The organism is Streptomyces sp. NPDC085946 (assembly GCF_044540485.1).
Taxonomy (GTDB): domain Bacteria; phylum Actinomycetota; class Actinomycetes; order Streptomycetales; family Streptomycetaceae; genus Streptomyces.
Genome location: NZ_JBITSF010000001.1, coordinates 985,478 through 1,008,167, shown reverse-complemented (window position 1 = coordinate 1,008,167; position 22,690 = coordinate 985,478). Strand labels below are relative to the sequence as shown.

Sequence of the window (22,690 nt, the reverse complement as noted above, 5' to 3'; positions counted from 1 at the left end):
GAGCACCGCGGAGCGGGGCGCCGGGGCGAGGCCGGCCGGCGCGAGGGCGCACCCGTCGGGCCGGCCGGACCGGGGACGCCCTCTCGCGTCCCGCCCGGTCAGCCCGTCCCGGCGACCGCCACGGGCCGCTCGGCGCGGCGCAGCCAGAGCAGGGCGCCGGCCAGCAGGACGGCGGCCGCGAGCAGCCAGGGCAGCGGGCCCGGCCGGAGGGCGCCCGCGAGGAGACCGACGAGGGCGCCGACCAGTTGCTGGGCGAGGGACTGCGCGGACAGCGCGGTGGCGCGGCGCGCTCCGGGGACGCGCTGGTGCAGGAGCTCGTTCTCGCTGGGCCCCGCCACACCCAGCCCGAGGTAGACCAGGCCGAAGCCGAGGACCGCGAGGCCCGTGGGCAGCGGGTGCGTCGAACCCGCCGTGACCCCGAGCAGCAGCAGACCGGCCGCGCCGGCGCCGAGTCCGGTCAGGACCGCCCGCTCGCCGCTGCCCGCGACCCGGGCGGCGTACGGCGCGAGGTGGCTGCCGACACCGGCGCAGACGAAACCCCCGCAGGCCAGGGCGGCGTAGAGCATGGCCCCCGACCCGGACGCACCGGTCACCGCCAGGGTGCGTCCGGGGCCGAGCAGTTCGACGGCGGCCAGGGCACCGCCGGCGGCGGCCGCGCCGAGCAGCACCCGGCGGACCAGGGCGTCCCGCCCGCCCAGGCGCAGCCCGTCCGCGACCGTGCCGGGGATGCCGCGCAGCACGGACCGCGGGGTCGTGGGCGGGCGGGGCGGCTCGCGCAACGCGGTCAGGACGTAGCAGACGAAGACGGCCTCGACCGCGGCGCCGAGCAGGACGGGCACCGACAGGGGCAGCACCGCCCCGTCCGTCGCCCCGCTCAGCCACGCACCGGGATCGGGACCCCGCCCGAGCAGCCAGGGAAGGGCGCCGCCGAGCAGGATCCCCGCGGCCACGGCGGCGGAGGTCGCGGTACTGCCGCGTGCCAGGCCCGTCCGCAGCTCGGCGTCCGGGCCGGAGCACGCCTGCACGGTGTCGACGTACCACGCCTCGGCCGGACCGCTGGCCAGAGCGCGGGCCGCCCCCATCAGGGCCATGCCCGCGGTGAGCGCCCAAGCGGTGGTGCCGAGGGCCTGGACGACCAGCGCGACGCCGTTGAGCGCGCCCGCCGCGGCGAGCACCGGCCGGCGCCCGAGGACGTCGGACAGCCCTCCGGTGGGCAGTTCCAGTACGGCCACGGTCAGCGAGTGGGCCGCGAAGAACCCCGCGATCGCGGCGAGGGCCATGCCCCGCTCGGTGAACAGCAGGACCAGAGGCGCCATGGCCAGTCCCGGCGGCAGCCAGAAGAGCGCGCAGAGGGTGGCGTAACGGCGACGGGCGGTCCGTACGGCGGGCGACTCCCTCATGACGCCCCGCTCCCCTCCGGTGAGCCGCCCCCCGCGGAGTCGCCGCTCCCGGCGGAGGCAGAACTGCTCCCGGCGGAGCCAGGGCCGCTCCCGGCGGAGCCAGGGTCATTCCCGACGGAGTCAGGGTCATTCCCGGCAGGACCGGTGTCCTCCGCGGGGCCCGGGTCGTGCGGCGCCAGGGGCAGGCCCGCGACGACGAGCACCACCTGCCGGGCACGCGGATCCTGCTCGTCCCGTCCCGCCAGCTCCTCCACGGTCCGCGCGAACACCTCCCGCAGTTCGGCGAGCGACTCCGGCGTCAGCCGGGGCAGCATGTCACTGATCCCCGACGGTTCCACCCACTCCTGACCGAGACGTCCGTCGGCGAGGGCCGCCTCGTGCCGGGCGAGCGACCCCTCCAGGTGCTCGATCTGGCGCCGCCGCATGAGGCCGACGTACGCCCGGCCCGCCGCGGAGGACTCCATCGCCTCGTTGCTCCAGGACGTCACGTCGTGCAGCGCCCGCCAGCGCCGCTCCCGCCCGTCCCGGTGCTCGGCCTCGGCGATGAACGCGTACTTCGCCAGCACCCGCAGGTGGTAACTGGTCGACGCCGACGACTCCCCCGTCCGCACGGCGAGCTCACTGGCGGTCGCCGGACCGTCCTGCCGCAACAGCCCGAGCAACCGGATGCGCAAGGGGTGCGTGAGGGCCTTCATCGCGGCGGTGTCCCGCTCCGGATCCAGTACGCGCCTGCGCTCATCGCTCTCCATGCCGGGAGAGTAGGCCGCTTCCCCGTTTCGCAAAATACTTTTTGCAGAACTGATTTTGCGATCTTGCTCCGTACCCGATCGGCCGACGAAGAGGGCTAAGGTCGGAGACATGGCTTCTGAGGGCGCGGAGTACGACGAGACGGGCGGGAGCGGGGCCGCGGCGGCCGGCGGGCGGACGGACGGCGACGCGGCGGCCGGTGGCGCGCCGGCTCCGGACGGCCACGCGCGGTCGGAGGACTCCCCCGACCGCTCGCGGGACGGGCGCCCCCCGGCCTCCCCCTCGCACGGCACCCAGGACCCCGAGGTCGCGGCCGCGGTGGCCGCCGCCGAGGCCGCCGGACCGCAGAACGGCGAGACCGTCCGCATCGACAGCTGGATCTGGTCGGTACGCCTGGTCAAGACCCGTTCGCTCGGCGCCGCCGCCTGCCGGGGCGGGCACGTGCGGCTGAACGGCGAGCGCGTCAAGCCCGCCCACTCCGTGCGCGTCGGCGACGAGGTGCGGCTGCGGCAGGAGGGACGGGAGCGGATCGTCGTGGTCACCCGGCTGATCCGCAAGCGGGTCGGTGCCCCGGTGGCCGCCCAGTGCTACATCGACAACTCGCCGCCTCCGCCGCCCCGCGAGGCCGTCGCGCCGGTCGCCCTCCGCGACCGGGGCATGGGCCGACCGACCAAGCGGGACCGCCGCGAACTGGAACGCCTGCGCGGCCTGGCCGACCCCGGCGCGGGCTCCGGCAGGCCGAGGCCCTGACCGGCCGGCCGTCCGGCGGAGCGAAGGCCCCCGGCTCACCGGCCTCGGGCCTTCCCGCACCGACGGGACCGGCAGGACCGGCGGGATCGCCGACGCCGTGCGGCGCGCTCACGCACGCCACGGCATCACCCACGTCACCCGCGCCGCCGCACGGACGGCACCAGCCGCACCAGCTCCGCGTTGTGCCCCCGCCTCCCCCAGGCGATCAGGGCGAGCGGCACGATCAGGACGACCGGTGTCGCCGCGTACTGCCCGTCGAACACGGTCACCTGCACGACGAAGGCACCCACCATCAGCGCGCTCAGCACCACCGCCGCCACCGACTGCAGCACCGGGACCAGCAGGGCGACGGCTCCTGCCAGTTCGAGCGCCCCGATGGCGTACATGCCCATGGCGCCCCAGCCGAGCTCGTCGAAGGACTCCACGGCCGACGGGTGGGCGATCAGCTTCGGCAGGGCGCCGGCGACACCGAAGAACAGGGCGAGCAGCACCTGCAGGCCGCGCAACGCGATGCGGGCCCACCTCCTGCGCGCGGTCGCCGCCCCGGCGACGCCGGTGCCGGACGGGAAGGCTCCGGACGGGTGAGGGACGGACGAGACGGAAGAGGCCGGAACGGAGGGGGCCGAGGCGGTGGAGGCGACGCCGGCGGTGGAGTCGGACATGGGGTCTCCTGGGTGAGGCGGTCCGTGCTGCGGTCATGGAGGCAGACCGCGCCGCGCCCCGGAACTCCTCGCTCAGGACGGCCTTCCCCGGCTGTTTCCCCGGCCGTCCCCCTGCCCGGTCCTCAGTCCACGGCCACCGCCCGCACCCACACCCGGTCCTCCGTCAGGTACCGGTCCACTCTCAGCCCCGCCTCCTCCAGCGCCTCCTCGAACTGCTCCGTCGTCAACGGCCGGGCACGGAACGTCTGGGTCCATATCGCGTCCGGGAAGACGTACTCGGCCCGCACGGAGTCGACCCCGTCGCCGACCGGTTCCACCGACGCGACCCGCACGGTGAAACCGGCGGGGTCGACCCGTTCCCGCGGCACGTTCGTGTGGTAGTCCTCCGCCTCCCGCTGGATCAGCACGCAGCCGCCCGGCGCGACGTGCCGGGCGCAGGTGCGCAGCAACCCGCGCCGCACCCCGGCGTCTCCCGCGTGCACCAGGAAGGAGGCGAGCAGCACCACGTCGAACGTCTCACCGAGGTCCAGCTCCTCGATCGGACTGCGTACCGTCCGCGCGCCGCGCACCCGCTCCAGCATCTCGGCGGACTCGTCCACCGCCGTGACCGTGAACCCGCGCTCCAGCAGCGCGTGCGTCACGCGCCCCACGCCGCTGCCGAGCTCCAGGATCCGCGCGCCCGCCGGGACGGCGGCGGCGATGACGTCCGGTTCGTCGCCGACGGGCAGCCGCGCGTAGAACTCCACGGCGCAGCCGTCCGGAGTGATCGCCCCGGGCCCGGTCCCCTCGTACCCCTCACGCATTTTTCGCTCCATGCCCGCCCAACGGGCCGCATCCGCACGCCCGTTCCCCCCTCCGCCCGGGTTCACCCGTCCGAGTGACCGGCACGGCTGGCGACGGCCGGAGCCCCCCTTGGTGCCGGTGCGCGCCGGAGAGTACGTTGCAGGAAGGAGTGGTGGTCACGATGCGTACGGGCAGTGAGCCGGTGACCGCGCGCAGTGCGCTGCGGATGCGCTTCTGGCTGAGCGTGTGGGGGCTGGTCTGGGCGGTCGCCGGGACGGTGGCCTTCCTGCTCGCCGGCCGTCCCGGCTGGGCCGCCGCCTGCGGGGTGCTGTGGCTGGTGGTCACCGTCGACATGGCCGTGGTCCTCAGGCACCTCCGCCAGGGCCCGCACTACCAGCCGGGCCCCGAGGTACCGCCGTACCGACCCCTGGAGGACGCCGACGGACCGCGGCACCGCCCGCCGGACGGCGCCGCACGGCCGCACCCGCCTCCGGAGGACCAGCCGTGACGGAGCGGGCGGCAGACAGCACGCAGCAGGCAGCAGGCAGCAGGCAGCAGCCCGGATACGGCCGGCACCTGGCCGCCGGGACCTGACCGACCGCCGACCGCACCGCGGCACCCCGCCACGCACCAGCCCGCGGCCCCGGCCCCGGTCCGGCCCTCGCCTCAGGCGTCGAAGCGCGCGGCCTTCAGGTACTGCGGATTGGGATCCAGCGCCGCCGCCAGCCGGAAGTGGCGCTTGGCCTGGGCGGGCCGCCCCTGGCGCTCGTAGGTGCGGGCGAGCGCGAAGTGCGCGAACGCGTTGTCCGGCTCGCGCTCCAGCACGATGGAGAACTCCAGTTCAGCGGGGCGCAACTGCGCCGCCGCGAAGAAGGCACGCGCGCGCAGCAGCCGCGCGGCGGTGTTCTCCGGGTGGGCGGCGATGACTCCGTCGAGCAGCTTCACCGCACCCCGCGGGTCCCGCGCGGCGAGCAGCTGCTCGGCGGCGCGGAAGTCGATGACGTTCGTCTCCGGGGTACGTCCGGTGGGCGCGCTGTTCTCCTCGGGCACGGCAGAGTCCTTCCCTCACTGGGCCCTTTCAACGCCCCGCCGGGACGGCGCTATTCCGAGGACGGCGACGGGGACGGCCGGGACGAGGCGGCCCGGGCCCGGCGGCTGAGCTCGGCCCACACCTCCTCGACCCGGCGTTCCAGCTGGTCCAGGGGCACGTCGTTGTCGATCAGGATGTCCGCGATCTCCCGGCGCTGCTCGCGCGTCGCCTGGGCGGCCATCCGCGCGCGGGCGTCCTGCTCGGTCATGCCGCGCAGCCGGACGAGCCGGTCGAGCTGGGTCCCGGGGTCGGCGTCGACCACGATGACGACGTCGTACAGCGGCGCCAGGCCGTTCTCCGTGAGGAGCGGGACGTCGTGGACGACGACGGCGTCCTCGGCGGCGGCCTCCTCCAGTTCGCGGGAGCGGGCGCCGACGAGGGGGTGCACGATCGCGTTGAGGACGGCCAGCCGCTCCGGGTCGGCGAAGACGACCGAGCCCAGCTTCGGCCGGTCCAGGCTGCCGTCCGCCGTGAGCACGTCCGTGCCGAAGGCGTCGACGACCGCCGCCAGACCGGGGGTCCCGGGCGCGACGACCTCCCGCGCGATGCGGTCCGCGTCGATCAGCACGGCCCCGCGCGCGACGAGCAGCCGTGACACCTCGCTCTTGCCGGCACCGATGCCGCCGGTCAGGCCCACCCTCAGCATGAGCGGAAGCTTAGGCCCTGCCACCGGCGGCGCCCAGCCCGGACCTCCCGGCACCACCCCGCCGGGCCGACCGCCCGCGCCCTGAGCCGCCCCCGGCTCCTCAGCCGTCGCCCTCCCGCTCCGCCAGGAACCGCTCGAACTCCCGCCCGATCTCGTCGGCCGACGGGATCTCCACCGGTTCGGCGAGCATGTTGCCCCGGGTCTCCGCGCCCGCGGCGGCGTCGTACTGGTGCTCCAGGCCCTGGACGAGGGCGGTGAGCTCCTCGTCGCCCTCCCGGATCTGCCGGTCGATCTCGGTCTGGGTGCGGTGGGCCTCGGTGCGCAGGGCGTGCGCGACGCCCGGCAGGACCAGCCCGGTGGCCGCCGTGACGGCCTCCAGGACGGTCAGCGCGGCGTCCGGGTACGGGGAGCGCGCGATGTAGTGCGGCACGTGCGCGGCGACACCCAGGACGTCGTGACCGGCCTGCATGAGGCGGTACTCGACGAGGGCCTCGGCGCTGCCCGGCACCTGGGCCTCCTCGAACGGGCTGCGGTGGCCCGGGACGAGGTCGCTGCGGTTGCCGTGCGGGGTGAGACCGACGGGCCGGGTGTGCGGGACGCCCATCGGGATGCCGTGGAAGTTGACGGACAGGCGGACGCCGAGCCGCTCGACGATCTGCCGTACGGCCGCGGCGAAGCGCTCCCACTCCACGTCCGGCTCGGGTCCGGACAGCAGCAGGAAGGGCGCTCCCGTGGCGTCCTGGACGACCCGCACCTCGATGGCGGGCTCCTCGTAGTCGGTCCAGCGGTCGCGCTTGAACGTCAGCAGCGGGCGGCGGGCGCGGTAGTCCACGAGCCGGTCGTGGTGGAAACGGGCCACGACCTGGTGGGGCAGCGAGTCGAGGAGCCGCTCGACGATCTGGTCGCCGGTCTCGCCCGCGTCGATGTATCCGTCGAAGTGGTAGAGCATGACAAGGCCGGCCGACTCCTGGGCGAGCGCCATGTCCACCACGGCCAGGCCCTTCGGCTCCCATGCGTACAAACCCTGCGGATCAAGCACAGTGACCGCTCCTCCTTGTGTCCGTAGAGCACAACGTGACGCGGAGCACGGGCATTCCCACCCGCGGGTACGTGATCGTCACGGAAGCACCGCCGCTCACCCCCGCCGCCCGTCCGGTCACCGCGGACACCGGCCCGGTCGCCCCGCGGAGGCGCGGACGCGCCGAGGGCCCGCTTCCTTCCGGAAGCGGGCCCTCGGTTCAGGAGCTACTGCTCACGCAGCGTGCGCTCAGCTCTGGCCGCCGGCCAGCTTCTCGCGCAGCGCGGCCAGCGCCTCGTCCGACGCCAGGGCGCCGGAGGTGTCGCCGCCCTCGGACGAGTACGAACCGCCGGACGCGGCCGGAGCGGCGGCCTCGCCACCCTCGGCAGCGGCCTGGGCGTCCGCCTCGCGGGACTTGATGACCTGCGCCTGGTGCTGCTCGAAGCGCTGCTGCGCCTCGGCGTACTGGCGCTCCCACTCCTCGCGCTGCTTCTCGTAGCCCTCGAGCCAGTCGTTGGTCTCGGGGTCGAAGCCCTCGGGGTAGATGTAGTTGCCCTGGTCGTCGTAGGACGCGGCCATGCCGTACAGGGTCGGGTCGAACTCGACCGCCGACGGGTCGGCACCGAAGGACTCGTTGGCCTGCTTCAGCGAGAGGCTGATGCGACGGCGCTCGAGGTCGATGTCGATGACCTTGACGAAGATCTCGTCGTTGACCTGGACGACCTGCTCCGGGATCTCCACGTGGCGCTCGGCCAGCTCGGAGATGTGCACCAGACCCTCGATGCCCTCGTCCACGCGGACGAACGCACCGAACGGAACCAGCTTCGTGACCTTGCCGGGCACGACCTGGCCGATCTGGTGGGTGCGGGCGAACTGCTGCCACGGGTCTTCCTGGGTCGCCTTCAGCGACAGGGAGACACGCTCGCGGTCCATGTCGACGTCGAGGACCTCGACGGTGACCTCCTGGCCGACCTCGACGACCTCGGAGGGGTGGTCGATGTGCTTCCAGGACAGCTCGGAGACGTGGACCAGACCGTCGACGCCACCCAGGTCCACGAAGGCACCGAAGTTGACGATCGAGGAGACGACGCCGGAACGGACCTGACCCTTCTGGAGGGTGGTGAGGAACGTCTGGCGCACCTCGGACTGGGTCTGCTCCAGCCAGGCACGGCGGGACAGGACCACGTTGTTGCGGTTCTTGTCCAGCTCGATGATCTTCGCCTCGAGCTCCTTGCCGACGTACGGCTGGAGGTCGCGGACGCGGCGCATCTCGACGAGGGAGGCCGGCAGGAAGCCACGGAGGCCGATGTCGAGGATGAGACCACCCTTGACGACCTCGATGACGGTGCCGGTGACGATCCCGTCCTCTTCCTTGATCTTCTCGATCGTGCCCCAGGCACGCTCGTACTGAGCGCGCTTCTTGGACAGGATGAGGCGGCCTTCCTTGTCCTCCTTCTGGAGGACGAGGGCCTCGATCTCATCGCCCACGGCGACGACCTCGTTGGGGTCGACGTCGTGCTTGATGGAGAGCTCGCGGCTCGGGATGACGCCTTCGGTCTTGTAACCGATGTCGAGCAGGACCTCGTCCCGGTCGACCTTCACGATGACGCCGTCGACGATGTCGCCGTCGTTGAAGTACTTGATCGTCTCGTCGATCGCGGCGAGGAAAGCTTCCTCGTTACCGATGTCGTTGACCGCTACCTGCGGGGTGGAAGCGGTGGTCTCGGTGCTGCTCGTCATGTGGAAAAGGGCTCCGGTACGGACATTAAGTCGTAGGTACTGCTCACGCTGGAGCCCGTTTCGCTCTGCAGAAGCCGGACAGCCAAGGAAGCGCCTCACCAGCGAACTAATGACGGCGCCTCGACAACCGAGGGGACATACAACAGATGCGAGCGCGACCTGCTACGTCTGAGGTGCGCAGGCCCGCAGCGCAACTTGTAGCATACGGGGACGGCCGGGCATGGTCAATGCGCGAAGCCGCACACCCGGGGCGGTTCGCCGCATTTCCGGCACGATTCCCGCTTTTGGCGGCACCGCGGGCACCCGCGAAGCCCCCGCGCGGCACCGCCGGAACAGGCTGGACCGAAGAGTACGACGAAGGAGCCGATCATCCAAGAGCCCGAAGCGTCCGAACCCGAGGCCACCAGGCGTGACGCAGGTGTGGCGGAGAGCTCCCGGGCCAACCGGGGGTGGTGGGACCGCAACGCGGACGAGTACCAGGTCGAGCACGGCACGTTCCTCGGCGACGACCGCTTCGTCTGGGGGCCCGAGGGCCTGGACGAGGTGGAGGCGGAACTGCTCGGCCCGCCGGAGGAGCTGAAGGGCCGGGACGTCCTGGAGATCGGCGCCGGCGCGGCGCAGTGCTCGCGCTGGCTGGCCGCCCAGGGCGCGCGCCCGGTCGCCCTGGACATCTCGCACCGGCAGCTCCAGCACGCGCTGCGCATCGGCGGCTCGTTCCCGCTGGTGTGCGCCGACGCGTGCGCGCTGCCGTTCGCGGACGGCTCCTTCGACCTGGCCTGCTCGGCGTACGGGGCGCTGCCCTTCGTCGCCGACCCGCGCCTGGTGCTGCGGGAGGTGCGGCGGGTGCTGCGCCCCGGGGGCCGGTTCGTCTTCTCCGTCACGCATCCCCTCCGCTGGGCGTTCCCGGACGAGCCGGGCCCGGAGGGGCTGAGCGTCTCGGCCTCGTACTTCGACCGCACGCCGTACGTCGAGCAGGATGAGGAGGGCCGAGCGGTCTACGTCGAGCACCACCGCACGGTCGGCGACCGCGTCCGGGACGTGGTGGCCTCGGGTCTGCGGCTGGTGGACCTGGTGGAGCCGGAGTGGCCCGTGTGGAACACCTCCGAGTGGGGCGGCTGGTCCCCGCTGCGCGGGAACCTGATCCCGGGCACGGCGATCTTCGTGTGCGAGCGCGACTGACCGACGGCGAGCGCGGCCGGCGGGTGCCGCGGCGTACGGCGGCACCAGGCGCGTGGCGGGCCGCCCGGCGGGGCGTACGACACTGGGGGCGTGATCCGTTACGACGCCCTGGACGCCCTTCCCGTACGCGCCGCCCTGCCCCGGCTGGAGGACGCCCTGGCGGGGCCCGGCACCGCCGTCCTCGTGGCGCCGCCCGGCACCGGCAAGACGACCCTGGTGCCGCTGGCGCTGGCGGGGCTGCTCGGCGAGGGGGCCGCGCGGCGGGTGGTGGTCGCCGAACCGCGGCGGATCGCGGCGCGGGCGGCGGCGCGGCGGATGGCGTGGCTGCTGGGCGAGCGGCCCGGCGGCAGCGTGGGCCACACCGTGCGCGGGGAGCGGGTCGTCGGGCGGCACACGCGCGTGGAGGTCGTCACGACCGGTGTGCTGCTGCAGCGCCTCCAGCGCGACCCGGAGCTGGCCGGCGTGGACGTGGTGGTGCTCGACGAGTGCCACGAGCGGCATCTGGACGCGGACACGGCGGCGGCGTTCCTGTGGGACGTGCGCGAGACGCTGCGGCCCGAGCTGCGGCTGGTGGCCGCTTCGGCGACGACCGACGCGCAGGGGTGGGCGGAGCTGCTGGGCGGGGCGCCGGTGGTCGAGGCGCGGGACGCGTCGCACCCGGTGGAGGTGGTGTGGGCGCCGCCGCCGCGTCCGGTGCGGCCGCCGCACGGGATGCGGGTCGATCCGGCGCTGCTGGCGCACGTGGCGTCGGTGGTGCGGCGGGCGCTGGCCGAGCGGGAGGGGGACGTGCTGTGCTTCCTGCCGGGGATCGGCGAGATCGCCCGGGTCGCCGGGCTCCTGGGGGAATCCGGGGACGTCGAGGTGCTGCAGGTGCACGGGCGGGCGCCGGCGGCCGTGCAGGACGCGGTGCTGGCCCCCGGCCCGCGGCGCCGGGTGGTGCTGGCGACCTCCGTGGCGGAGTCGTCGCTGACGGTGCCGGGGGTGCGGGTGGTCGTGGACTCGGGGCTGGCCCGGGAGCCGCGTGTGGACCACGCGCGCGGGCTGAGCGCGCTGACGACGGTACGGGCGTCGCAGGCGGCCGGACGGCAGCGGGCGGGGCGGGCCGGGCGCGAGGCGCCGGGCGCGGTGTACCGGTGCTGGGCGGAGGCCGAGGACGGGCGTCTGCCGCGGTTCCCCTCGCCGGAGATCAAGGTGGCCGACCTGACGGCGTTCGCCCTGCAGGCGGCCTGCTGGGGTGATCCGGACGCCTCGGGGCTGGCGCTGCTGGATCCGCCGCCGGCGGGGGCGATGGCGGCCGCGCGGTCGGTGCTGCGGGCGATCGGGGCGGTGGACGACGGCGGGCGGGCCACGGAGCGCGGGGTGCGGCTGGCCCGCCTGGGGCTGCACCCCCGGCTGGGGCGGGCGCTGCTCGACGCGGGTGGGGGCGACGGTGCCGCCGAGGTGGTGGCGCTGCTCGGCGAGACGGCGCCGCGGGAGTACGGCGACGACCTCGCGGCGGCCGTGCGGGCCGCCCGGCGCGGGGGTGACGCCTACGCGGGGCGGTGGCGGACGGAGGTGCGGCGGCTGCGAGCCCTCGCCGCCGCGTCCGGGCCCGGCTCCGCCGGGAAGTGGGGGGAGCTCTCCGAGGACCGGCTGGCCGGGCTCGTCGCCGCCCTCGCCTTCCCCGAGCGCGTGGCCAGGTCCGACGGCGGGTCGTACCTCATGGTCTCCGGTACGCGCGCCGAGCTCGGCGCGTCCAGCGCGCTGCGCGGCGCGCCCTGGATCGCGGTGGCCGCGGCGGACCGTCCCGTGGACCGCGGCCACGCGCGCGTGCAGCTCGGCGCGCCCGTCGACGAGGAGGTCGCCCGGTACGCGGCCGGCGCCCTGCTGGCGGAGCGGGACGAGGTGCGCTGGGGCGACGGGGACGTCGTGGCCCGCCGTGTCGAGCGGCTGGGGGCGGTCGAGCTGGCGGTACGGCCGCTGCGGGACGCCGGCCCCGCCCCGGTGCGCGCCGCGCTGCTCGACGGGCTGCGGCGCGAGGGCCTCGGGTTGCTGCGGTGGTCACCGGAGGCGGTGGTGCTGCGGCAGCGCCTCGCCTTCCTCCGCCTGCACCTGGGGGAGCCCTGGCCCGACGTCTCCGACGAGGCCCTCCACGCGCGCGTGGACGAGTGGCTGGAGCCGGAGCTCGGCAGGGCCCGGCGCCGGGCCGACCTCGGGCGGATCGATGCCGGGGAGGCGCTCGGACGGCTGCTGCCCTGGGCCTCGGGGGAGGCGGCCCGGCTCGACGAGCTCGCCCCGGAGCGGATCACCGTCCCCAGCGGGTCCCGGATCCGGGTGGACTACGCCCGTCCCGAGCAGCCCGTGCTCGCGGTGAAGCTCCAGGAGATGTTCGGGCTCCAGCGGTCGCCGCGGGTCGCCGGGGTGCCGCTGCTGGTGCACCTGCTCTCCCCCGCCGGGCGGCCCGCCGCGGTCACCGCCGACCTCGCCTCCTTCTGGAGGGACGGCTACCGGGGGGTGCGCGCCGAGCTGCGCGGCCGGTACCCGAAGCACCCCTGGCCCGAGGACCCGGCCACCGCGGAGCCGACCCGGCACACCAACGCCCGTCCCGGGCGCTGAGCGCGACGGCCGGACGCGGACCTCTCGCCTGACGTGCCGTCAGGCCGCGCACGGGTACGGACGCCGCGGCGGCGCCGCTCCGGGAGGAGGGGCGCCGCCGCGGCGTCGTACGGCCGGCTACGCGCCGGCGGTGGCCGACGGGCTCGTGGACGGGCTGGGCGAGGACGTCTCGGCCGCCGCCACGGTCAGTTCCACGGTGACCGTGGCACCGCCCGCGGTGGTGATGCGCAGCAGGAACGTCCCGGTGGTGTCGTCCGCGTACAGCTGAGGCAGCTTCAGCAGGCCGTCGGCGTCCGTCCGCAGGCCCGTGAGGGTGCGCACGGCCTTGCCGTCGGCGTCCTTGAAGTAGGGGCCCTTGTCGTTGACGGCCGGATCGTCGGCCGACGTGACGAGCGTGGCGGTGGCCGCGACCTTGTCCGCGACGGCGCCCCGGTACGTGGCCTTCACCTCGATCCCGTTCGCGAACGCGCCGCCCGGCGCGCACGTCAGCGGGGCGTCGCCGGTGCGGACGAGGGCGTCGGCGGTGCGCTCGGTGACGGTGGCCGTGTAGTCCAGGCCCCGGATCGCCCGGCCCACGACGGTGGCGCGGACGGTGAACTCGCCCGTCTTCTCGCCCGCGCGCAGGGCGGGCGCGACGGCCTTGCCGGTGCTGTCGGTGGCGACCGTGGCCACGCTCTCGCCGCCGGTGAAGGTGGCGTCGGTGTCGCCGACGATGGTGAAGCGGATCCTCACCTTCGCGACGGCCTTGCCGGTCTCGGTCTCGGCCCGGGCGGTGATCCGCGAGGCGAACGCGTCGCCCGCCGTCGCGGTGAGCTTCGCGGTGCCCGCGTCCTCCAGGTGGTCCACCGTGTCGGTGGGGGTCGGCGGCGTCGAGGGCGGCGGGGTCTGGGTGCCGGGCGGGGTCGTGGTGCCGCCGCCCGGAGTGCCGGGCTCGGACGGCTTCGGGCCCGGCGAACCCGGCGTCGACGGCTCGGGGCTCGCTCCCCCGGCCTCCTTGCCCCCGTCGCCCTTGCCGTTGCCGTTGCCGCCCTTGTCGCCGCTGCCGCCCTTGTCGCCGCTGCCGGCTCCGGCGCCGGCGCCGGCATCGCTGCGGCCCACGGGCAGGGTGCCGGTGCCGTCGGGGATCTCGTGGGTGCCGCGGCGGTAGTAATCCAGCCAGGACAGGACGGTGTTGAGGTAGTCCCGGGAGTTGTTGTAGCTGAGGATCGCGCGGTCCAGGTCGGCCTGGGTGGACAGGTCCCAGCCGAAGCGGCACAGGTAGTGGCCGGCCGCGAGGGCGGCGTCGTAGATGTTGTTGGGGTCTTCCCTGCCGTCGCCGTTGCCGTCGCGGCCCGCCCACTCCCAGGTGGTGGGGATGAACTGCATGGGGCCCACGGCACGGTCGTAGGAGCTGTCACCGTCGTACGCGCCGTTGTCGGTGTCCGTGATGCTCGCGAACCCGTTGCCGTTGAGCTGCGGGCCGAGGATCCGGGAGACCGTGGTGCCGTCCGCGGCGACCCGGCCGCCGCGGGCCTGACCCGACTCCACCTTGCCGATGGCCGCGAGGAGCTGCCAGGGCAGGTTGCAGCCGGGCTTGGACTCGCCCAGCGCGGCGGCGGCCTTCTTGTAGGCGTCCAGGACGGTCGCCGGGATGCCCGCCTCGGCGGTGCCCGGGGCGGCGGGGGTGGCGGTGCCGGTGGTCGGCGACGGACTCGGGCTCTTGAGCGGCGGCAGGTCGGTGTAGTACGGCGAGTTGCCGGTCGCGCTGCCCTCGGCGTGCGCCTCGGGGGACGGGGTGGCGTCTGCGGCGGCCTGTCTGTCGTGGCCGTCGGTCGTGGTCCCCGGAGCCTGGGACGCGGACAGTGCCGCGACCGCGGCCGCGGCCACGGCGGTGGTCGCCGCCCCCTTGCGCAGCCTCCTGCCGAAATGCGCCGCCATAGAGTGAACCCCTCCCGTGGGCGTCCGGACGCCCGTCTCTGTTCGTTGTTCCGCTCTGTTGTGACGATCGACCCGCCGGGCGGGTTGCCCTCGACCGGTTGTCTCTTCTGTTCCGTCGCGGCGCGTTCACACCCGCGTGTGCCGCGGCACGGCAACCATGTGACCCTACGACAACTTCCTTTTCCCGGGCACCCGTCCGCGCCCGGATTTCACCGATCGGCCACACCCGGTTCGGCCGGCCGTGACGAGGAGGGCCGCGCATACTGGGGACCGCCGCCGGCCGGGTCCGGACGGGCCGGGCCAACGACCTTCACGAGGAGCCGAGTTGCCGTTCACACTGAGCCACGCGGCGGCCGTCCTGCCCGCCGTGCGCACCGACGGAACCGGTCGCGGCCCCTTCGTGCCGGCCGTGCTCGTGGCGGGCTCGTTCGCGCCCGACATGACCTACTACGCGGCGAGTGTCCTGTCCGGGGCGATGGAGTTCGGCGACGTCACGCACTCCTTCCCGGGCGTCTTCACCGTCGACGTGCTGGTGGCCTGGACGCTGGTGGGACTGTGGCTGCTGGTGCGGGAGCCGCTGGTGGCCCTGCTGCCGCCGGACCGGCAGGGACGGACGGCCGCGCTGCTGCGCTGCGGGGCGCCCCGCGCACGCGTGCGGCCGTCCCTCGTGGCGCGCTGGTACCTCTCCGCGGTGCTCGGCGCGCTCACGCATGTCGTGTGGGACGCGTTCACCCACCTCGACCGGTGGGGGATGCGGCTCTTCCCCGCCCTGGGCCGGGAGGTGGCGGGCTCGCCGCTCTACTGGTACCTGCAGTACGGCGGTTCGGCGCTGGCCGCGGTGGTCCTCACGGTGTTCGTCGCGTACGCGCTGCGCCGGACGCCCCGGGCCGAGCCGGTCGGGGTCGCGGTGCTGTCGGTCCGGGACCGGTGGGGGGCGGCCGCGCTGATCGGCGGCTGTGCGCTGGTGTCGGCGGTGCACCGGGCGCTGCGCTGGTGGGCGTACTGGGGTGAGGTCGCCAAGCCGTGGGAGCTGGTCCCGACGGTGTGCTTCGGCACGGGCACCGGGCTGGTCGTGGGGGTGCTGCTGTACGCCGTGCTGGTCAGGGTGCGGCGCCCGGCCCCGGTCCGTGCGGACCGGGGCCCTGACGGCGCCGCCGCGGAGCCGAGCCGTCCGGCCGTGCGCTGAGGGGGCCGGGCGTCGCGACGAACACGGTGACGGCGGGGGCGGGGCGCGGCCGTGGCAGCAGGGTGAGCAGGAGCGCGAGGCAGCCCCGGGCCATGTCGGCCCACACCCGCCGGACGGGGGGCTCGGCGGGGGGTGCGGCCGCGGGGCCGGTCCCGGTCCGGGCTCCGGTTCTCGGGCCGCCGGGGTCCGTGCCGGTGAAGGTCCGGCCTTCCTGGGGGAGCCACGCGTGGGCGAGGCGCCGGAGGCGTTCCGCCGCCGCGCGGCGCAGGGCCGCGGGGAGGGACTCGGGGATCCGGGCGGTGCTCGCGGCGGCCGTGCAGGCCGGGACCCGCGGAGCCGCCGGGCGGATGGGTGCGTCGGCGTCCGCCCGCGCGGGTGCCGGCCGGCGGGGAAGCATGCGTATACCCATGCCCCGCATCCTCGCGGCCTGGACGGGCGAGGGCGTTCTGCCGAGGGCCACGCGGGTGATGATCCGGCGCCGCCAGGTGGGCTCGTGCGGGGGGTCCTGCCGGGTGGGGACCGGCGCCCGTGTGCGGGTGCCCGGTGCGGCGGCGAGGCCCCGGGCTCTGTGTGGGGGTGCCGGGGAGGCGGGGCGTCCGCCGGCCACGTTGCCCTCGCCGGGGTGAGGGCCTGGGGCGAGTGCGGTGGCCCGCATGCCCGTGCCGCCCCGCCGAGGCACGGCCCGGCCCGGTCCCGCCCGCACAAGCCCCGGGCCGTTCCGGCCCCGGCGGGGGATCCCTCTCGGGGAACCCCCGCCCCGGCCGCTCCCGCCCCCGGAGGGCAGCCCGCTAGTGTGCCGCCGACTCCCAGTCGGAGCCCACGCCCACCGACACGCCCAGGGGGACGCGGAGGTCGACCGCGGTGGACATCTCGCGGCGGACCAGTTCCTCGGCGGTGGCGCGCTCGCCCGGGGCGATCTCCAGGACGATTTCGTCGTGGACCTGCAGGAGCATGCGGGACTTCAGGCCGGCCTCGCGCAGCGCCCGGTCCACCTTGAGCATGGCGATCTTGACGATGTCGGCCGCCGTGCCCTGGATGGGCGCGTTGAGGGCCATCCGCTCGGCCGCCTCGCGGCGCTGGCGGTTGTCGCTGTTGAGGTCGGGCAGGTAGCGGCGGCGCCCGAAGAGCGTCGCCGTGTAGCCCGTCGCCCGGGCCTCGTCGACCGCCCGGCGCAGATAGTCCCGCACCCCGCCGAACCGCTCGAAGTACGCGTCCATCAGGGCGCGCGCCTCGGCCGCCTCGATGTTCAGCTGCTGGGACAGGCCGAAGGCCGACAGGCCGTAGGCCAGGCCGTACGACATCGCCTTGATCTTGCGGCGCATCTCGGCGTCCACCGCGGCGGGCTCGACCGCGAAGACCTGGGAGGCGGCGGTGGTGTGCAGGTCCTCGCCGGAGGTGAACGCCTCGATCAGGCCCTCGTCCTCGGAGAGGTGCGCCATCACCCGCAGCTCGATCTGGCTGTAGTCGGCCGTCATCAGGGACTCGAAGCCCTCGCCGACGACGAAGCCGCGCCGGATGGCCCGGCCCTCGTCCGTGCGGACCGGGATGTTCTGCAGGTTCGGGTCGGTGGAGGACAGGCGGCCCGTGGCGGCGACGGTCTGGTTGAACGTGGTGTGGATCCGGCCGTCCCCGGCGATCGTCTTGATCAGGCCCTCGACGGTGACGCGCAGCTTCGCCTGCTCGCGGTGCCGGAGCATGATCACCGGGAGCTCGTTGTCGGTCTGGCCGGCCAGCCAGGCCAGGGCGTCGGCGTCCGTGGTGTAGCCGGTCTTGGTCTTCTTGGTCCTGGGCAGGGCCAGCTCGCCGAAGAGGACCTCCTGCAGCTGCTTGGGCGAGCCGAGGTTGAACTCGTGCCCGGCCGCCGCGTGCGCCTCCTTCACCGCCTGCTGCACGGCGCCGGCGAACATCTGCTCCATGGCCTCCAGGTGCGTCCGGTCGGCCGCGATGCCGTGCCGCTCCATGCGGGCCAGCAGCTCGGAGGTCGGCAGCTCCATGTCGCGCAGCAGGTCCGCGGCGCCCACGTCCCGGAGCCTGCCCTCGAACGCCTGGCCCAGGTCGAGGATCGCGCGGGCCTGGATCATCAGCGCCTCGGCCTCGGCGCCCTCGTCCGCGCCGAAGGCCAGCTGGCCGTCGGCCGCGGCGGCGGGGGCGAGCTCGCGGTGCAGGTACTCCAGGGACAGCGCGTCCAGGTCGAAGGAGCGGCGGCCCGGCTTGACCAGGTACGCGGCGAGCGCGGTGTCCATGGCGACGCCCTCGACGCGCCAGCCGTGCTCGGCGAAGACGCGCATCGCGCCCTTGGCGTCGTGGAACACCTTCGGGCGGCCGGCGTCGGCGAGCCAGGCCGCGAACGCCGTCTCGTCGGCCTCGTCGAGCTGCGACGGGTCGAACCAGGCGGCCGCCCCGCCGGGCGCGGCGAGCGCGACCTCGGCGACCGAGCCGGTGCCCAGGCCCCAGGTGTCGACCGAGGCGACGCCGAGGGTGTCGGCGGCGTGCTCGGCGAGCCAGGGGGCGAGCTCGCCGGTGCCCAGCACGGTGCCGTCCAGCTCCACGCCGTCCGCGACGACCGGGGCGGCCTCGGCCTGCTCGGCGCCGGGGTCGACGGCGAAGAGCCGCTCGCGCAGCGAGGGGTTCCTGATCTCCAGGGTGTCCAGGATCATCGTGACCGCCTTGCGGTCGTACGGCTCCCGCGCGAGGTCGGTGACGCGCCGGGGCAGCTCGACCTGCCGCTCCAGCTCGGTGAGGCGGCGGTTGAGCTTGACCGCCTCCAGGTGGTCGCGCAGGTTCTGCCCGGCCTTGCCCTTGACCTCGTCGACGCGCTCGACCAGCTCGGCGAAGGAACCGAACTGGTTGATCCACTTCGCGGCCGTCTTCTCGCCGACGCCGGGGATGCCCGGCAGGTTGTCGGACGGGTCGCCGCGCAGCGCCGCGAAGTCGGGGTACTGGGCGGGCGTCAGCCCGTACTTCTCGAAGACCTTCTCCGGGGTGAAGCGGGTCAGCTCCGAGACGCCCTTGGTCGGGTACAGCACGGTCGTGTGCTCGCTGACCAGCTGGAAGGAGTCCCGGTCGCCGGTGACGATCAGCACCTCGAAGCCCTCGGCCTCGGCCTGGGTGGCGAGCGTGGCGATGACGTCGTCCGCCTCGTAGCCCTCGACGGCGAAGCGCGGGGCGTGCATCGCGTCGAGCAGCTCGCCGATGAGCTCGACCTGGCCCTTGAACTCGTCGGGGGTCTTGGAGCGGTTCGCCTTGTACTCGGTGAACTCCTGCGACCGCCAGGTCTTGCGGGAGACGTCGAAGGCGACCGCGAAGTGCGTGGGTGCCTCGTCGCGCAGCGTGTTGGCCAGCATCGACGCGAAGCCGTAGAGCGCGTTCGTCGGCTGGCCGGTCGCGGTCGTGAAGTTCTCCGCGGGCAGCGCGAAGAACGCGCGGTAGGCCAGCGAGTGCCCGTCCATGAGCATCAGGCGCGGCCGGCTGCCGCCGGAGGTGCTGTCGGTCTTCTTCGATGCTGTCTCTGCCACGTCCCCGATCCTGCCACGAGCCACCGACACTCGGCTCCGGCCGCGGGCCGCGCCCGGGACGGCGGCGGCCGCCCCGGGGGGCGGAACAGCCCGCGGCATCCGGCGGCCCGGAGCCCCCGGTCCGCCGCACCCATCGCTCCGGGCAGCCCGGGGTCCCTGGCGCGCCGCCCCCCCATCGCTCCCATCGGCTCGGGGCCCCTGACCCGTCGTGCCCCTCTCTCCCACCGCACCCATCGCCCCCGGCAGCCCGGGGCCCCCGGCCAGCCGCACCCATCGCCCCCGGCGACCCGGGCCCCGGGTCCGCCGGCAACGCTCCCGCCCCCGCACGCCCGCACGCCCGTCCGGCAGCGTTGTCGGCGGGCCGTGCGAGGATCGGAGACGTACCTCACATGCGCAGTCGAAGGGGAGTGTGCGATGGCCGCCAAGCCGCCCAAGAGTGATCCGGTGCAGGACGCGCCGCGGGTCGCCGAGCCGAAGCACACGGCGGCGGGGCTCCCGGCCATCGGGCACACCCTGAAGATCGCGCAGCGGCAGATGGGGGTGAAGCGCACCGCGCTGACGCTGCTGAGCGTCAACCAGAAGGACGGCTTCGACTGTCCCGGCTGCGCCTGGCCCGAGCCGGACCACCGGCACAAGGCCGAGTTCTGCGAGAACGGCGCGAAGGCGGTGGCCGAGGAGGCCACCCTGCGCCGGGTGACCCCGGAGTTCTTCGCCGCGCACCCGGTCGCCGACCTCGCCCGCCGCAGCGGGTACTGGCTCGGCCAGCAGGGCCGGCTCACCCACCCCGTGTACCTGCCGGAGGGGGGCACGCACTACGAGCCGGTCACCTGGGAGCGCGCCTTCGACATCATCGCCGAGGAGATCACCGCCCTCGACTCCCCCGACCGGGCCGTCTTCTACACCTCGGGCCGCACCAGCAACGAGGCCGCCTTCCTCTACCAGCTCTTCGCCCGCGAGCTCGGCACCAACAACCTGCCCGACTGCTCGAACATGTGCCACGAGTCCTCCGGCTCCGCCCTGTCGGAGACCCTCGGCATCGGCAAGGGCAGCGTCCTGCTGGAGGACCTGTACCAGGCGGACCTGATCATCGTCGCCGGCCAGAACCCCGGCACCAACCACCCCCGCATGCTGTCCGCCCTGGAGAGGGCGAAGGCGAACGGCGCGAAGATCATCAGCGTCAACCCGCTGCCCGAGGCGGGCCTGGAGCGCTTCAAGAACCCGCAGACCCCCAGGGGCCTGACCGCCGGCTCCGCCCTCACCGACCTGTTCCTGCAGATCCGCATCGGCGGCGACCAGGCCCTCTTCCGCCTCCTCAACAAGCTGGTCCTGGAGACGCCGGGCGCGGTCGACGAGGAGTTCGTCCGGGCGCACACCCACGGCTACGAGGAGTTCGCCGCGGCGGCCCGCGCCGCCGACTGGGACGAGACGCTGAGGGCGACGGGCCTCACGCGCGCCCGGATCGAGGAGGCCCTGCGCATGGTCCTGGCCTCCGAGCGCACCATCGTGTGCTGGGCGATGGGCCTCACCCAGCACAAGCACGCCGTGTCCACCATCAAGGAAGTGGTCAACTTCCTGCTGCTGCGCGGCAACATCGGCCGTCCCGGCGCGGGCGTGTGCCCGGTGCGCGGCCACTCCAACGTGCAGGGCGACCGCACGATGGGCATCTTCGAGCGGCCCGCCCCGGCCTTCCTGGACGCCCTGGAGAAGGAGTTCGGCTTCGCTCCCCCGCGCGCGCACGGCTACGACGTCGTCCGGGCCATCCGCGCGCTGCGCGACGGCGAGGCGAAGGTGTTCTTCGCCCTGGGCGGCAACTTCGTGTCGGCCTCCCCGGACACGGAGGTCACGGAGGCCGCGATGCGGCGCGCCCGCCTGACCGTGCACGTGTCGACGAAGCTGAACCGCTCGCACGCGGTCACGGGCGCGCGGGCCCTGATCCTGCCGACCCTCGGCCGTACCGAGCGCGACCTGCAGGACTCGGGCGAGCAGTTCGTGACGGTCGAGGACTCCATGGGCATGGTGCACGCCTCGCGCGGGCGCCTGGAGCCGGCGAGCCCGCACCTGCTGTCGGAGCCGGCCATCGTGTGCCGGATGGCGCGCCGCGTGCTCGGCACGGACAGCCGGGTGCCGTGGGAGGAGTTCGAGAGGGACTACGCCGCGGTCCGGGACCGCATCGCGCGCGTGATCCCCGGCTTCGAGGACTTCAACGCGCGCGTGGCGCGGCCGGGCGGCTTCGCCCTCCCCCACGCCCCGCGCGACGAGCGCCGTTTCCCGACCGCCACCGGCAGGGCCAACTTCACGGCGGCGCCGGTGGAGTACCCGAGGCTGCCCGAGGGGCGGCTGCTGCTGCAGACGCTGCGCTCGCACGACCAGTACAACACCACGATCTACGGCCTCGACGACCGTTACCGGGGCATCACCCACGGCCGCCGGGTGGTGCTCGTGCACCCCGAGGACGCCCGGGAGCTCGGCGTCGCCGACGGCGCCTACGTCGACCTGGTCAGCGAGTGGACGGACGGCGTCGAGCGGCGGGCGCCCGGCTTCCGGGTCGTGCACTACCCGACCGCGCGCGGCTGCGCGGCCGCGTACTACCCGGAGACCAACGTGCTGGTGCCGCTCGACGCCACCGCGGACGTCAGCAACACCCCGGCCAGCAAGTCCGTCGTGGTGCGTCTGGAACAATCGGCGACCGACTGAGCGTTTGCTCAGCCGACAGTCAGCCGGAGTGATCGGACGAACGGAGCCGGGCCCGATGGGCGAGCAGCAGCACGTGAAGTTCCCGCAAGAGGTCGTCGACGAGTACGCCGCGCTCGGCGTCGACCTGCCGGCCCTGTTCTCCGCGGGGCACCTGGGCACCCGGATGGGCGTGCAGATCCTGGAGGCCTCGGCGGACCGCGTCGTCGGCACCATGCCCGTCGAGGGCAACACCCAGCCCTACGGGCTGCTGCACGGCGGCGCCTCGGCCGTCCTCGCGGAGACCCTCGGCTCGGTGGGTTCCATGCTGCACGGCGGCAGTTCCAGGATCGCCGTCGGCGTCGACCTGAACTGCACCCACCACCGGGGCGTGCGCTCCGGTCTGGTCACGGGCGTCGCCACCCCCGTCCACCGGGGCCGCTCGACCGCCACCTACGAGATCGTCATCACGGACGAGGACGACAGGCGGGTGTGCACCGCCCGGCTGACCTGCCTGCTGCGCGACGTCCGCCCCGGCGACGGGGAGCACGTCCGCACGGCGGGCTGAGACGGCGTACGGCGGTCGCGGAGGCCGACGCACCCGGTCGCGGAGACCCACGCACCCGGTCGCGGAGGCCGACGTAGGGAAAACCCTGGAGGGGCGGGCGCGCTCTTGTCGCGCCCGCCCCCCCGCGCGGCACAGGGGCGGGGCCGCCCCCCCCCCGGGGGACCCCCCGCCCCCCCCCCCCCCGGGTTGGCGGGGCCCCCCCAACCCCCTCCCCCGCCCCCCCC

Annotated in this window: 17 protein-coding genes; 7 read left to right on the top strand and 10 right to left on the bottom strand. The window is 74.7% G+C overall.

What is annotated here, in order from left to right:
- Positions 1-98: 98 nt before the first annotated feature.
- Positions 99-1,400, bottom strand: coding sequence for an MFS transporter (locus ACIF8T_RS04450; protein WP_400031004.1), 1,302 nt, complete (start codon positions 1,398-1,400; stop codon positions 99-101).
- Positions 1,397-2,149 carry a helix-turn-helix domain-containing protein gene (locus ACIF8T_RS04445; RefSeq protein WP_400031002.1) on the bottom strand — a complete coding sequence of 251 codons (753 nt, stop codon included), beginning with the start codon at positions 2,147-2,149 and terminating at the stop codon, positions 1,397-1,399. The genes ACIF8T_RS04450 and ACIF8T_RS04445 overlap by 4 nt, the downstream gene beginning before the upstream one ends.
- 109 nt (positions 2,150-2,258) lie before the next feature.
- Here ACIF8T_RS04445 and ACIF8T_RS04440 point away from each other — a divergent pair, with 109 nt between their 5' ends.
- Positions 2,259-2,897 carry an RNA-binding S4 domain-containing protein gene (locus ACIF8T_RS04440; RefSeq protein WP_400031000.1) on the top strand — a complete coding sequence of 213 codons (639 nt, stop codon included), beginning with the start codon at positions 2,259-2,261 and terminating at the stop codon, positions 2,895-2,897.
- Between the two features lie 134 nt (positions 2,898-3,031).
- Here ACIF8T_RS04440 and ACIF8T_RS04435 read toward each other — a convergent pair whose 3' ends face one another.
- Both ACIF8T_RS04435 and ACIF8T_RS04430 read right to left on the bottom strand, forming a co-directional pair.
- Positions 3,032-3,559 carry a DoxX family protein gene (locus ACIF8T_RS04435; protein WP_400030999.1) on the bottom strand — a complete coding sequence of 176 codons (528 nt, stop codon included), beginning with the start codon at positions 3,557-3,559 and terminating at the stop codon, positions 3,032-3,034.
- A gap of 122 nt (positions 3,560-3,681) precedes the next feature.
- On the bottom strand, positions 3,682-4,362 hold the full coding sequence (locus ACIF8T_RS04430) for a class I SAM-dependent methyltransferase (protein ID WP_400030997.1): 681 nt from the start codon (positions 4,360-4,362) through the stop codon (positions 3,682-3,684).
- Positions 4,363-4,523: 161 nt separating this feature from the next.
- On the opposite strand from ACIF8T_RS04430, the gene ACIF8T_RS04425 reads away from it, so the two are divergent.
- Positions 4,524-4,850 carry a DUF6343 family protein gene (locus tag ACIF8T_RS04425; RefSeq protein WP_400030995.1) on the top strand — a complete coding sequence of 109 codons (327 nt, stop codon included), beginning with the start codon at positions 4,524-4,526 and terminating at the stop codon, positions 4,848-4,850.
- 158 nt (positions 4,851-5,008) lie between these two features.
- On the opposite strand, the gene ACIF8T_RS04420 is transcribed toward ACIF8T_RS04425, so the two are convergent.
- The 4 genes from ACIF8T_RS04420 to rpsA form a co-directional block, all read right to left on the bottom strand.
- Positions 5,009-5,392 carry a tetratricopeptide repeat protein gene (locus ACIF8T_RS04420; protein ID WP_400030993.1) on the bottom strand — a complete coding sequence of 128 codons (384 nt, stop codon included), beginning with the start codon at positions 5,390-5,392 and terminating at the stop codon, positions 5,009-5,011.
- Positions 5,393-5,442: 50 nt separating this feature from the next.
- Entirely contained in the window at positions 5,443-6,078 is a 636-nt protein-coding gene (coaE, locus tag ACIF8T_RS04415) for a dephospho-CoA kinase (protein WP_400030991.1), read from the bottom strand.
- Between the two features lie 100 nt (positions 6,079-6,178).
- On the bottom strand, positions 6,179-7,117 hold the full coding sequence (locus ACIF8T_RS04410) for a PAC2 family protein (protein ID WP_400030989.1): 939 nt from the start codon (positions 7,115-7,117) through the stop codon (positions 6,179-6,181).
- A gap of 228 nt (positions 7,118-7,345) precedes the next feature.
- On the bottom strand, positions 7,346-8,836 hold the full coding sequence (gene rpsA, locus ACIF8T_RS04405) for a 30S ribosomal protein S1 (protein WP_400030987.1): 1,491 nt from the start codon (positions 8,834-8,836) through the stop codon (positions 7,346-7,348).
- Between the two features lie 369 nt (positions 8,837-9,205).
- On the opposite strand from rpsA, the gene ACIF8T_RS04400 reads away from it, so the two are divergent.
- Together ACIF8T_RS04400 and hrpB are read left to right on the top strand one after the other, a co-directional pair.
- Positions 9,206-10,015, top strand: a complete 810-nt coding sequence (locus ACIF8T_RS04400) for a class I SAM-dependent methyltransferase (protein WP_400031494.1) — start codon at positions 9,206-9,208, stop codon at positions 10,013-10,015.
- Positions 10,016-10,105: 90 nt separating this feature from the next.
- Positions 10,106-12,610: an ATP-dependent helicase HrpB gene (gene hrpB, locus ACIF8T_RS04395; protein ID WP_400030985.1), complete on the top strand. Its 2,505-nt coding sequence runs from the start codon at positions 10,106-10,108 to the stop codon at positions 12,608-12,610.
- A 117-nt stretch (positions 12,611-12,727) separates the two neighbouring features.
- Here the strand turns inward: hrpB and ACIF8T_RS04390 are convergent, their stop codons facing one another.
- The gene (locus tag ACIF8T_RS04390; protein WP_400030983.1) at positions 12,728-14,527 is read right to left on the bottom strand and encodes a lytic murein transglycosylase; all 1,800 of its coding nucleotides are present in this window, start codon (positions 14,525-14,527) and stop codon (positions 12,728-12,730) included.
- 325 nt (positions 14,528-14,852) lie between these two features.
- On the opposite strand from ACIF8T_RS04390, the gene ACIF8T_RS04385 reads away from it, so the two are divergent.
- Positions 14,853-15,713 carry a DUF4184 family protein gene (locus tag ACIF8T_RS04385; protein ID WP_400030981.1) on the top strand — a complete coding sequence of 287 codons (861 nt, stop codon included), beginning with the start codon at positions 14,853-14,855 and terminating at the stop codon, positions 15,711-15,713.
- A gap of 788 nt (positions 15,714-16,501) precedes the next feature.
- Here ACIF8T_RS04385 and polA read toward each other — a convergent pair.
- A complete protein-coding gene (gene polA / locus ACIF8T_RS04380; RefSeq protein ID WP_400030979.1) occupies positions 16,502-19,228 on the bottom strand; it encodes a DNA polymerase I in 2,727 nt (908 codons plus the stop codon).
- 414 nt (positions 19,229-19,642) lie between these two features.
- Here polA and ACIF8T_RS04375 point away from each other — a divergent pair, with 414 nt between their 5' ends.
- The gene (locus ACIF8T_RS04375; RefSeq protein ID WP_400030977.1) at positions 19,643-21,922 is read left to right on the top strand and encodes an FdhF/YdeP family oxidoreductase; all 2,280 of its coding nucleotides are present in this window, start codon (positions 19,643-19,645) and stop codon (positions 21,920-21,922) included.
- 55 nt (positions 21,923-21,977) lie between these two features.
- Positions 21,978-22,466, top strand: coding sequence for a PaaI family thioesterase (locus ACIF8T_RS04370; RefSeq protein ID WP_400030975.1), 489 nt, complete (start codon positions 21,978-21,980; stop codon positions 22,464-22,466).
- Positions 22,467-22,690 lie beyond the last annotated feature (224 nt).